General features: G+C 62.7%; 11 protein-coding genes. 3 read left to right on the top strand and 8 right to left on the bottom strand.

The genetic code is table 11. The annotated features are described in order from the left end of the window. Positions 1 to 40: 40 nt before the first annotated feature. Positions 41 to 1,636, bottom strand: a complete 1,596-nt coding sequence (gene rlmD / locus ACZ9XP_RS01050) for a 23S rRNA (uracil(1939)-C(5))-methyltransferase RlmD (RefSeq protein ID WP_147683767.1) — start codon at positions 1,634 to 1,636, stop codon at positions 41 to 43. Between the two features lie 152 nt (positions 1,637 to 1,788). Here rlmD and ACZ9XP_RS01045 point away from each other — a divergent pair, with 152 nt between their 5' ends. Beyond that, the gene (locus ACZ9XP_RS01045; RefSeq protein WP_240803386.1) at positions 1,789 to 2,649 is read left to right on the top strand and encodes a L,D-transpeptidase family protein; all 861 of its coding nucleotides are present in this window, start codon (positions 1,789 to 1,791) and stop codon (positions 2,647 to 2,649) included. 64 nt (positions 2,650 to 2,713) lie between these two features. On the opposite strand, the gene ACZ9XP_RS01040 is transcribed toward ACZ9XP_RS01045, so the two are convergent. Then, positions 2,714 to 3,376 (bottom strand): class I SAM-dependent methyltransferase, encoded by a 663-nt coding sequence (locus tag ACZ9XP_RS01040; RefSeq protein ID WP_147683765.1) that lies wholly within the window; start codon positions 3,374 to 3,376, stop codon positions 2,714 to 2,716. A gap of 318 nt (positions 3,377 to 3,694) precedes the next feature. On the opposite strand from ACZ9XP_RS01040, the gene ACZ9XP_RS01035 reads away from it, so the two are divergent. Further along, positions 3,695 to 4,126, top strand: coding sequence for a hemerythrin domain-containing protein (locus ACZ9XP_RS01035; protein WP_147683763.1), 432 nt, complete (start codon positions 3,695 to 3,697; stop codon positions 4,124 to 4,126). A 4-nt stretch (positions 4,127 to 4,130) separates the two neighbouring features. On the opposite strand, the gene ACZ9XP_RS01030 is transcribed toward ACZ9XP_RS01035, so the two are convergent. From ACZ9XP_RS01030 to ACZ9XP_RS01010, 5 genes are all read right to left on the bottom strand, one after another. Next, entirely contained in the window at positions 4,131 to 4,412 is a 282-nt protein-coding gene (locus ACZ9XP_RS01030) for a HigA family addiction module antitoxin (RefSeq protein WP_147683761.1), read from the bottom strand. A 125-nt stretch (positions 4,413 to 4,537) separates the two neighbouring features. Continuing rightward, positions 4,538 to 5,242, bottom strand: a complete 705-nt coding sequence (gene cybH, locus ACZ9XP_RS01025) for a Ni/Fe-hydrogenase, b-type cytochrome subunit (protein WP_147683759.1) — start codon at positions 5,240 to 5,242, stop codon at positions 4,538 to 4,540. A gap of 203 nt (positions 5,243 to 5,445) precedes the next feature. After that, entirely contained in the window at positions 5,446 to 7,236 is a 1,791-nt protein-coding gene (locus ACZ9XP_RS01020; RefSeq protein ID WP_147683757.1) for a nickel-dependent hydrogenase large subunit, read from the bottom strand. Further along, positions 7,236 to 8,345: a hydrogenase small subunit gene (locus ACZ9XP_RS01015; protein WP_147683755.1), complete on the bottom strand. Its 1,110-nt coding sequence runs from the start codon at positions 8,343 to 8,345 to the stop codon at positions 7,236 to 7,238. Before ACZ9XP_RS01015 ends, ACZ9XP_RS01020 begins: the two co-directional genes overlap by 1 nt. Positions 8,346 to 8,687: 342 nt before the next feature. Then, positions 8,688 to 9,266, bottom strand: a complete 579-nt coding sequence (locus tag ACZ9XP_RS01010; protein WP_147683752.1) for a HupE/UreJ family protein — start codon at positions 9,264 to 9,266, stop codon at positions 8,688 to 8,690. A gap of 463 nt (positions 9,267 to 9,729) precedes the next feature. Here ACZ9XP_RS01010 and ACZ9XP_RS01005 point away from each other — a divergent pair, with 463 nt between their 5' ends. Then, complete coding sequence (locus ACZ9XP_RS01005; RefSeq protein ID WP_147683750.1) at positions 9,730 to 10,119, top strand: ribonuclease E domain-containing protein; 390 nt, start codon at positions 9,730 to 9,732, stop codon at positions 10,117 to 10,119. 57 nt (positions 10,120 to 10,176) lie between these two features. Here the strand turns inward: ACZ9XP_RS01005 and ACZ9XP_RS01000 are convergent, their stop codons facing one another. Beyond that, a complete protein-coding gene (locus ACZ9XP_RS01000) occupies positions 10,177 to 11,517 on the bottom strand; it encodes an ATP-binding protein (protein ID WP_147683748.1) in 1,341 nt (446 codons plus the stop codon). Positions 11,518 to 11,779: the final 262 nt, after the last annotated feature.

The following is an 11,779-nucleotide window of genomic DNA, read 5'->3' as shown; positions in this document are numbered from 1 at the left end:
CTCGGTTTTTGGCTTTCGCGTTTAGCTGCCGTTTTGGTGCTTACTCCGCCTGCTCGCTACCCGCATCACTACCAGCCTGGCGGGCTTCGAAAGCGGCGCGCTTTTCCGCGTTGGCCGCAGTGCGGGCCTGGAACTCGGCGGTGCGGGCGGCTTTGGCGGCCTGCTTTTCGGCCTTTTCGATGGCACGCAGCTCGGCCAGCTGGGTTTCGCGCACTTCGCGGGCGGCAATGGCGATGGCACGGGCGGCATCGCGCTCGGCTTCTTCGCGGGCTTCCATTTCCGCTACTTCGGCATGGGTCTTGCACGGGCTGGTTTTTTCGAACCAGGCGATGGACTCCACGTGGCCGGTGTGCGGGAACATGTTCACGATACCGGCCGATTTCAGCGTGTAGCCCTTGGTGTGTACCAGGATGCCGGCGTCACGGGCCAGGGTGGACGGGTTGCACGATACGTAGACCAGTCGCTGCGGGGCCGTTTCCTCGGTAAAGGCTTTGACCAGCTGGATGGCGCCGTCGCGGGGCGGGTCGATCAGCATTTTGTCGAACTTGCCCAGCGATGCCAGCGATTCTTCGGTTACGTCGAACAGGTTGGCCATTTCGTAGCTTACCTTGTGCTGCAGGCCGTTGTGGGTGGCGTTTTCGACCGCGCGTTTTACCAGCGCCTGGCTACCTTCCATGCCGTGTACGGTGGCGCCGCTACGGGCGATGGGCAGGGTGAAGTTGCCGATGCCGCAGAACATGTCGGCAATGCGCTCGCCGGCTTGCGGGTCCAGCAGGCGCAGGGCGCGGGCGACCATCACGTTGTTGATGTCCGGGTTTACCTGGGTGAACTCGGTGGGGTAGTACGGCATTTCCACGTTGAAATCTGCCAGGCGGTAGGTCAGGCGTGGTGCGTCCAGCGGGTAGATGGGGTAGCAGGTTTCCGGGCCTTTGGGCTGCAGCCACATTTGCAGCGGGCGGCCGGGTTGGCTGTATTGGTCGGAGAAGCCTTTCAGGATGGCGAAGTCGGCGTCGGTAATGGCGTCCATATTGCGGAACACCAGGATATCCACGTCCGAGCCCACGGCCACTTCTACTTGTGGCATGCGGTTGTTGATGGACAGCTTGATGATCATCTGGCGCAGCGGTGTGATCAGCGCCGAGATGTGCTTGGGCAGAATGTGGCACTCGTTCATGTCAGCGATGAAGCTGGAGCGCTTTTCATGGAAGCCGACCAGCACGCCGCCTTTTTTCTCTACCAGGCGGGCGGACAGGCGGGCGCGGTGGCGGTAGCCCCAGGCCGGGCCGGCGATAGGGGTCATCACCACTTGCGGGCGTACCTTGCCGATGCGGGCCAGGTTGTCTTCCAGCACGCGCTGCTTGATGGCGACCTGGGCGGTGAACTCGACGTGCTGCATGGAGCAGCCACCGCATACGCCATAGTGCGGACAGGATGGCTGGGTGCGCATGTAGCTATCTTTCAACACATCCACGGCTACAGCGTTCTCGTAGCTGGGTTTTTTACGGAAGCTGCTGTAAGTAACTACCTCGTAAGGCAGCGCGCCTTCGATAAATATTGTCTTGCCTTCGACGTGGGCAACACCACGTCCTTCATGGTCCAGGGATTCGATCTGGGCGATTTGTTGCTGTTGAGTCATTGTTTTTTAAAGTCAAAATGCGTTGGCAAAGGCCGCAATTGTCGCAGAAACCACAGCAAAACGCACGGTGCCAGGTTGGCCGCATGGCATTGCAACAAACTGCGCCGCATCTGCTACCATCCTCGCTATTGCAACCTGTTCAAAGTACCAAATTGACACTCAAGCCCAGCCTTGCCCTCTTTGCCTTAATCAGTAGCACTGTATGGGCTTCTACCCCGGAACCGGATGTCGAGATTGCCCCTGTTGGCCAGCATCTGGTGGTAAACCTGCCGCAAACCCGCGTGTTGTTGTACCAGGATGGTGTTTTGCTGCGCAGCTACCCGGTAGCGGTGGGCAAGCAGATCACGCGTACCCCCACGGGTAGTTACACCATCAATGGCATACACCGCGACCCGACCTGGCATGTACCCAAGTCCATCCAGGCTGAAATGGCCAAAAAAGGCCAGCCGGTAAAAACCGAGGTGCCTCCGGGGCCGGAAAACCCGCTGGGCAAGGTGTTCATCCGTTTTGGCGAGCCGCGCCTGGGCCTGGGCTTTCATGGCACCAACCAGCCCGGCAGCGTGCCGGGGGTGCGTAGCCATGGCTGTGTGCGCCTGAAGAACGAAAACGCGCTGGCGCTGGCCGATTGGGTGAGCAACGGTGCACAGGTGACCATTGCCTACCAGCCGCTGGTGCTGAACGAAGACGAAGCCGGCGAGCTGTGGCTTACCGCCTACCGTGATATCTACGGCATGAAAGACCCGTCCTACCGCCACCTGGCCAATACGCTGCTGGAGTGGCAGCGTGACAACGCCAAAGTGCTGCATGGCGCCAGGGTGGATGCGGCGATTCGCGAGCGCACCGGCAAGCCAGTGTGCTTGTCGTGCAAGGATGCGGCCACGGCCACGGTCACAGGCGGCTTGAGCATGAAGCGCTGGCTTAGCGTAGACCCGGAGCCGGTGCAGCAGGATGCCACCGTGCCGGTGCAGGGGCGTGCCTTGCAGAGCAAGGCCCCGGCGATGAGCCCGAGCTAGCGCGCTGCCTGCTATATAGAAAAAGCCCACCTTTTGCGGTGGGCTTTTTTCATGTCTGGCAAGGCTAGCACAGGCTGGCGGGTGGCAGGCTACGCTGGTAGTGCAGCAGGCGGCCACGGTAGGGCGTGCCGTCCCACAGCGGGGCCTCGATCATGCTTTCGTTCAGCGTAAAGCCCAGCAAAGCCATCTGGCGATGAAACAGGCTGCGGTTGCCGCGGTTGGGGTCGATGATGATGACTTGTGCGGCTGGTGCGGCATGCAGGGCAATAAACGCGGCCAGCGTTAGTGGCTGGTCGCGCTCGTACAGCACATCGCTGCCGATGATCAGGTCGAACTCGCCCAGCCCGGGGTTGGTGTGCCCCCAGTTGCCGGTCAGGTAGGGCAGCGGTGGCAGCGCGTTCAGTGCTACGTTAGCCGCCAGAAAGCCGGCGGTCAGCGGGTGGCAGTCGCTGGCGGTGATATTGCCTTCGCGGCGCTGTATCACCAGGCTGGCCAGCCCCAGGCCGCAGCCTATTTCCAGAATGCGTTGTGTCCCCAGCTCCCAGCCCTGCATCAGGTCGGCCAGCTTTTGTGCCGATGGCCATACCAGGCCAAATAGCGGCCAGCTGGCTTCGGAAATGCCCAGTGCGGCGGCTTCGCCTAACGGGTCGGCGTATTGCTGGTTATCCAGCAGGGATCGGATGACGAGATCGGGCGCCCCAGCCACGTGAACGTGCTGGATTTTCACTGCATAGCCTGGCATGGCAAACCTTTGGTGCGGTACGAGCTGGACTCTATGTGCGTCGAACAGACGTCGCGACCAAAGGGCAGAGGCGATGCTTGGGCGATGAGAACATCGGGTAAAGCAGGCGGGAAACGGATTAAAACCGGAGCCGGCATGATACCACAGTCTGCCCTGGCGCCCGCGCTGGCCTGTTTTTTCATGCTGTGCGGGTAGTCGGGGCGGTACTTGATCCGCGTCAGTTACGGGGGGGCGGGCGGTGCAATACTGGAATCAGCCCGTACAGCACGGTGCTGCCAGGGCTACCAGGACACTGGATACCCGATGAAACCAGCAGACTATCTGATACACATACACCGCCATTGCCAGCAGCTGCTCCAGGCGCTGCAGCGCCATATCGCGCAGCAACACTGGGTACAGGCGCAGCGCGCCTGCCATGATTTTTGTGCCGAGCTGGACAGCCACTTTGCCGACGAAGAGCAGGTACTGTACCCGCTGTACGAACAGCTAAGCGGCCTGCAGCTCGGCCCTACCGAGGTGATGCGCTACGAGCACGAGCAGCTGCGCGAGCTGATGGAAGCGTTATTCCAGGCTGTACAGCAGCACGATCTGGCGCTGAGCAACCCCCTGGCCGGGGTACTGCAACGCCAGCTACAGCAGCATTGTGAAAAAGAGGAAAGCATTCTTTACCCGTTTTGCCAGCTCAGTACCGCACAGTGGGTGGCGCTGCGCTGGCCGGGCGTGCCACCCGGCTGAGCGCTCAGGCGGCTTGCTGCAGCTTGCGCCGTGCTTGCGCCAGGTCCCAGTCGCCCTGCAGGTCCAGCCAGAAGCGCGGTGGCAGGCCAAACAGCAGCGACAGCCGCAGCGCGGTGTCGGGGGTAATGCTGCGGTGGCCCTGGATGATTTCATTCAGGCGGCGGCGCGACAGCCCCAGCTGGTTGGCCGCGTGCGTTTGCGTGAGGCCGGCCGGGCGCAGAAAGCGGCTGTACAGAAAGCGCCCGGGGGCGATAGGGGTACGGGTGGTCAGGATATTGCGTGCCATGCGGCCAACCTCTGAAAAAATGGCCGGGGTCGCCCCCGGCCCAAACTTACCCACACACTCTACAACTATCGTTTGCCGGCACTGCGTAGCGTGCCGGCGTAACACAAAAAGCCTACCGACAGGCCTTAATCCTTGAACATGCGAAAGCCGCTGATCATGGTGGAGACCATGCTCTGCTTGGACATGATGTCCTCGCGGATGGCGGCGTACACGTGGATCATCACGAACAGCAAAATCGCCCACATGCCCAGGCGGTGCCAGCTGTGCACGTCCAGGCTATTGCCAAACGCCACAATCACCCAGTTAAAAGCGCTGTGCGCCCAGCTGCCCTCACCAGTGCCTTCGCCGTACAGCGCAAAGCCGGTGGCGCACATGAACAGCGTGGCCCAGATAAAGCTGGCCATGGCGATCTGGCCTACCGGGTTGTGGCCGATGTATTTCTTGGGGTAGCGCTCGATAAACAGGTACCAGCGGATTTCAAAGAAAAACTCCTGCCACCAGGCTTTATCCCACACCGGCACCAGAATGATCTCGCGGGCGTGATGGTTGCCCACGATAGCCCAGTAAATCCGCCCCACCAGCCCGGCCGCCAGCACGTAGCCGGCAGCAAAGTGGGCAAAGCGGATATAGCCCATCACGTACTGGAAGGTGGCCTCGCCCGGCACGCTGGGCAGCGGTTTGCCAATAAAATAGCCGGTCAGCGACAGGGTGATGATGCACAGCACGGTGACCCAGTGCCACAGCCGTACCGGTGCCTCGTATACGTAAACCGACGTTACCTTGCGGCCCAGCCCCTGCGGGGCGTTGCCGTCAAAATCATAGCTTTTCATCGCTTGCTCCTGAGTCTTGGGTCACAGCCAGCCACGACAGCGGCGCGGACTGTGACGCGGCTCTGATAAACCGGCAGCGCCGCGGCAGGGGAGTGCAGCCCCCGCCGCGGGCCATTCCGGCGATCCGGCCGCCGCCGGGGTGTGCGGTGGCGGCAGCCGGGTCTGGGGCCACAGGGTTGGCCGCATGCGGCCAACCTTAGCCATTAGCGCACCTGTACCTTCACCAGCTCGCCGCCATCGTCGCCGATCACGTGGGTGGAGCAGGCCAGGCACGGGTCGAAGCTGTGCAGGGTGCGCAGTATCTCCAGCGGCTGGTCCGGCACCGCCATCTTGGTGCCCATCAGCGAGGCTTCGTAGGCGCCGATCTGGCCCTTGTCGTCGCGCGGGCCGGCGTTCCAGGTGGTGGGAACCACGCACTGGTAGCTGTCGATCTTGGTGTTCTCGATTTTCAGCCAGTGGCCCAGCGCGCCACGCGGTGCCTCGGTAAAGCCCACGCCTTTTACCGACGCCGGCCAGGTGGACGGGTCCCATTTTTCGACGTTGGCCGTGGCGGTGTCGCCGTTCTTGATATTGGCGATCAGCTGGTCGTAGAAGCTGGCCATCTGGCGGGCGGCCCATACCGACTCCAGCGCGCGCGCGGCGGTGCGGCCGTTGGTGGAGAACATGGCTTCCAGCGGCGCATTGAAGTGCTTGAGCAGGGCGTCTACCGGCTCTTTGAACTCGGCTTTGTTCTGGTGATAGCCAATCAGGTAGCGCGCCAGCGGGCCTACCTCCATGGCGTGGCCTTTCCAGCGTGGCGACTTGATCCACGAGTATTTGGCCGACTCGTCCAGCGACTCGATGCGCGTCTTGGTGCCTTTGTGGTTAGGCCCCAGCTCGAATTTGGGCTCGGTAATGCCGTCGAACGGGTGCAGGCCTTTTTTGTCGTCGCCGTAGCTGTACCAGCTGTGGGTAACGAACTCCTGGATCTCGTCCGGTGCGTACAGGTCTACCGGGTGGATCTCGCTGAACTTGCCGTTGATGATGGCGCCACGCGGCAGCAGCAGGTTGGCCGCACTGTAATCGTTGGCACGGGCCGGGAAGTCGCCGTAGGACAGCAGGCTCTGGCCGGCCAGGCCGCCGCCGATCTTGAACCACTCGGGGTAGAAGCCGGCAATGGCGATCACATCCGGCACGTAAACCTGCTCGCAGAACTCGATAGTGCGGTCGATCACCTGTTTCACCAGGTTCAGCCGCTCCATATTGATGGCGCCCACCGCGCCGGTGTCATCCACGTTGATGGCGCACGGCATGCCGCCTACCAGCCAGTTCGGGTGCGGGTTTTTGCCGCCGAAGATGGTGTGGATCTTGACGATTTCTTTCTGGAAATCCAGCGCTTCCAGGTAGTGGGCTACCGCCATCAGGTTGGCTTCCGGCGGCAGCTTCATGGCCGGGTGGCCCCAGTAGCCGTTGCGGAACGGGCCCAGCTGGCCGCTTTCCACAAAGCGCTTCAGCCGCGACTGCAGGTCACGGAAGTAGCCGGGGCTGGACAGTGGCCAGCTGGAAATGCTTTGTGCCAGCTCGCTGGTGCGCTTGGGGTCGGCCTTCAGCGCCGACACTACGTCTACCCAGTCCAGCGCGTGCAGGTGGTAGTAGTGCACCAGGTGGTCGTGCACGTACAGCGCCGCCTGCATCATGTTGCGGATCAGGTTGGCGTTTTCGGGGATATTGATCTTGAGCGCGTCTTCCACGGCGCGTACCGAGGTCAGCGCGTGGGTGCCGGTGCATACACCGCAAATGCGCTCCACAAACGCCCAGGCATCGCGCGGGTCGCGGCCTTTCAGGATCACCTCCAGCCCGCGCCACATGGTGCCAGTGGACACGGCATTGGTAATCACGTTGTTGCTGTCGAGGTTTACTTCGCAGCGCAGGTGGCCTTCGATGCGCGTTACCGGGTCTACTACCACGCGGCGGCCGCTGTTATCCAGGGTAAAGCCTTGGGTCTGGTAGGCCATTACACGTTCTCCTTGTTCTTGTTCTGGTTGTCATCCAGCGGCTTCAGGTCCTGTTTTTTCAGTACCGTGCTCTTGATGGCGCTGACTGCAGCGTGCGCGGCAATGGCCGCCCCTACGCCGCCGGCCACGGTCATGCCGATCTGGTCGGCGTTGGCCTCGATGCCAAACTGCGGAATGCTGGTGACACGGTCGTAGAACGAGCCTTTGTCCCAGAAACCGTCTTCCGAGCAGCCTATGCAGCCGTGGCCGCTTTGCACCGGCCAGCTCACGCCGCCGTTCCAGCGCACGGTGGAGCAGGCGTTGTAGGTAGTGGGGCCTTTGCAGCCCACCTTGTACAGGCAGTAGCCCTTGCGTGCGCCTTCGTCGTCCCAGGTTTCCACAAACTGGCCGGCATCGAAGTGCGGGCGGCGGTAGCATTTATCGTGAATACGCTGGCCGTAGAACATCTTGGGGCGGCCCTGGCGGTCCAGCTCGGGGATGCGGTCGAAGGTGACCATATAGGTAATCACGGCGGCCATCACTTCGGGGATGGGCGGGCAGCCCGGCACCTTGATGATGGGCTTGTCCAGAATTACCTGGTGTACCGGCGTGGCGCGGGTAGGGTTGGGTTTGGCCGCTTGCACGCAGCCCCAGCTGGCACAGGAACCCCAGGCGATCAGCGCTTTGGCGTCGGCCGAGACACGCTTGAGTTTTTCCACGAAGGGCTCGCCGCCAGGGAAGCAGAACATGCCGTCTTCGTTTAGCGGCGGGTTGCCCTCGATGGCCACGATGTACTCGCCTTTGTGCTTTTCCATGATCTCTTCCAGGATGGCTTCAGCCTGGTGGCCGGCGGCAGCCATGATGGTGTCGTCGTAGTCCAGCGAGATCAGCGACAGGATGGCGTCTTTAGCCAGCGGGTGCGCCGAGCGGATAAACGATTCGGTACAGCAGGTGCATTCCAGCCCGTGCAGCCAGATCACCGGCGTGCGCGGTTTGGTTTCCAGGGCCTGGGCGATGCGCGGCACAAACGCCGAGCCCAAACCCATCGAGGTAGCGGTGAGGCTGCAGAACTTCAGAAAGCTGCGGCGGGTAACACCCTGGCGCCGCATGGCCTGGTAGAAAGTCTCCATCGTGGTCTCTGCCTTATTCTGTTTTGTAGGGGGGTGGTTACAACATGGGTGGCAGCCTGTTACAAGAAGCGTGCCAGCTTGAATTGGTGTGCAAGGTGCTGTTTTTAATGGATTTTGTGCGGCACCCTGCAGCGGGGTGGTAAGCCGCTTTGCAGTGGGGGCGGCCAACTGGTTGTCTACTGTGCGGCCGCCTGTCTGCCGTGCAGGCAAAAAAATACCGGGCAGGCGCGGGGGGCGGCCTGCCCGGCTGTTGTCATGCATAACAACCAGGTTTGGATGGAGGAGTGTGAGCGGCAATACCACTCGTGCAGCCCTCGCCAGGCAAGGGCTGCGCGCGGGGTATTACAGGCTGCCTGCCAGTAGCCAGGCACCGCTGGCGGCAATGGCAGCACCGGTGGCACGGGCCCACAGGCTGGCGCGCGCCAGCAGGGTGTGGCCCGCTACCAGGCCGGCGGCGTGCAGGGCGGCGGTTGCCAGGACAAAGCCGGCCATATAGCCAGCCAGGCTGCCTGCGGGGGCTTCGGCACCGTGCGCATGGCCGTGTACCAGAGCAAATGCGGCAATCAGCGGCAGGCCGATGCTGGCCGGTACGCGGCTGCCGGCGGCTACCATCAGGCCCAGTACCAGTACCGACAGGGCAATGCCGGGCTCTACGGCAGGCAGTGCCATACCGGCAGCGCCCAGCAGGCAGCCGCCCAGCATGGCCAGCACAAAGGTGGCTGGCGCGGCCAGGCGTACCTTGCCCTGGTGCGCGGCGGCCCACAGGCCCACGGCCACCATGGCCAGCAGGTGGTCCAGCCCGCCTACCGGGTGTGCCATGCCGGATAGCAGGTTAAATGTATCGTTATGGCCGGTGTGGGCCAGCGCGGGCAGGGTGGCCAGGCTCAGTGCGCCAGCCAGCAAGCTGCGGGTCGGGGTCATCGGTGTCTCCAGGTGGATGCGTGTCTTGCCCGTTTTGGCCCGGGCATGCAGGCGGCAGTGCAGGAAGCATGCCAGCTACGGCAAGCGCTGTGCTGGCGGGGCAAGTGGCTGTTTTTCAAAGGGAAGGTGCTGCGCTGTAACGGCTGGCGTTACAGCGGCTGGCAAGCGGCTTTGCACTGCCGTGGCCGGGCTGGCAAGCAGCTTGCCTGTGCGCGGCGCGGCCAACTGTATGGTGGCAATAATATCTGTCACGCTGCTGTCATGTTGCTGCCTTAGATTGGGCCCTGCGCGGGTTTTGCATGGTTTGCCGCGTCTCTCCTTCTTTTGTTTCTGTCCCGTTTCGGATGGTTGGCCCGCTGCGGCGGGCTTTCTTTTTGATGCAGGGCTTGATGCAGGTCTTAAATGCTGGTTTGTCAGTGTGTTAGCCTGACACGGTTTGTCTTGTCACCTCAAAGGAGTCAGTATGAACGCTGCCAAACGTATCAAGAAGCTGATGGACGCCGGGGCCGACCCGCAGCAGCTGGAAACACTGAAACACCTGGCGCTGGCGCTGCAGCTACAGCAGCCGTACGAGCTGCACCGCCTGTACGAGATTGACTACCCGTTTTTCGAGATTGCCATCCAGCTGCTGCAAGACTGGCGCCTGGGTCATCATATCGACGCACGCAGCAAGCTGATAGAGCGCCTGTTTGGCGAATACCCCGAGCTGATGCTGCCCAGCGAAGCCGAGCAGCACCCCGAGCGGCAGCCCGAGCAGCCCGCCCCCGCCGATGTTGCGCCTGCCACCGAGGTGGCAGAGAAGGCAGCACCGGCCAAACGCACGCGCAGCAAGAAAAAACCGGCTGGCGAATAAACCGCCAGCACGGGCAAAACCCCCTGGCTGCCGCCATGCAGCGCAGGGGGTTTTGCTTTATGGCGTGCCGCTTGCTGCGGTGGGCAGGGTCAGCGTAAAGCAGGCGCCGCCGTCTGCCAGGTTGGCCGCTGCCAGCGTGCCACCGTGCTGTTCCACAATACCGTAGCTGATCGACAAGCCCAGGCCGGTGCCTTTGCCCACCGGCTTGGTGGTAAAGAACGGGTCGAAGATGCGCGCCAGGTTGGCCGCAGCAATGCCGGGGCCGTTGTCGGCCACGCTCAGGCACGCCCGGCCCTCGGCGCTGGCCAGGGTGAGTGTGAGGGCGGGGGCTGCTTGTGTCTCCACCGCGTCGTAGGCGTTCTGGATCAGGTTTACCAGCACCTGCTGCAGCTGGTTGGCCGAGCCGGTCACCCACAGCGCGCTTTCCAGCCCGTGGCACTGCACGTTGACGCGGTGCGGCGCGGCCTGGCCCACCCAGTGCAGCGCACGCTGTATTGCCTCGGCCAGGTTCACGCGCTGGCGGGTGTCGGTTTCGATGGCGGAAAAGCGCTTGAGCGCGTCCACAATGGCGCTGCTGCGTTGGGCGCCTTCCATCAGCCCGTCCAGCAGCGACGGCAGGTCGGCCAGCAGGCGGTCTATCTTTAGCTGCTGGCGCAGCGCGCTGGCGTCAGGGTTGGCCGCATGCACGGCGGCCAGATACTGTTGCAGCTTGCCGGCGTAGCGCTGCATGGCGTGGGTATTGCCCACGATAAAGCTGATAGGGTTGTTCAGCTCGTGCGCCACACCGGCCACCAGCCGCCCCAGCGACGCCATTTTCTCGGCTTGCACCAGCTGCGCCTGCGCGGCTTTGAGCGCCTCGTGCGCCTGTTTCAGCTCGGCATAGGCTTTTTTCAGTTCGCCCACCGGGCGGCCCACCGCCACAAAGCCGCTGTAGCGGCGTTCGCCGTCGTACAGTGCGCTGACGTTCCAGGTTACCGGTATGGCCTCGCCGTTATGGGCGATCAGGGCGATTTCGATATCGCAGCCCTCGGCATTGCCTGCGGCCAACCTTTGCAGCAGCAGCTCGCGCTCTGCCTCGCCCGGCACCAGGTCGGTGAGCTTGCAGGCGGTGAGCAGGCTTTCGCTCAGCCCGGTCAGCGACACCATGGCACGGTTTACCTGGCGCACCTGGCCCAAGGTGTCGCACACCACCATCACGTCGGTCATGGCTTCCAGCACGCCTTCGGTAAAGCGGTGCGCGTCGGCCAGCTCGCGGTGCTTGGCTTCCAGTGTTTCCTGCGATTGCACCAGCTCGGTGTACACCTGGTCCATGCGGCGTATCACGTCGATCCAGGCTTCTTCGGCCAGCTCGCCGCCCAGACGGGTGGCTTCGGCGCTGCTGCTGAGTTTGTCGGGCATGGCTTTGCTCGTTTCTCTGTTTATCAGCTTTTTCTGTGAGCCGTGTGAATAGGGCCGGATGATTGACGGACGATAGTGAATCCGCGCTGCGGATGGTGATGAACATAGCCGGTTCCGCCCGGCGGACGGGTTACTTTCTTTTGCGTCGCCAAAAGAAAGTAACCAAAGAAAAGGCGACCCGGGGCTGCTCGAAACCCCGCGCCTAACGGCCCGCCCCAGGCGCCGCCGAACTCGCCCCTTGCTAACGGCGCGGGGCTCAAAC

The organism is Vogesella perlucida (genome assembly GCF_979366545.1).
This window is presented reverse-complemented; position numbering and strand designations above follow the sequence as displayed.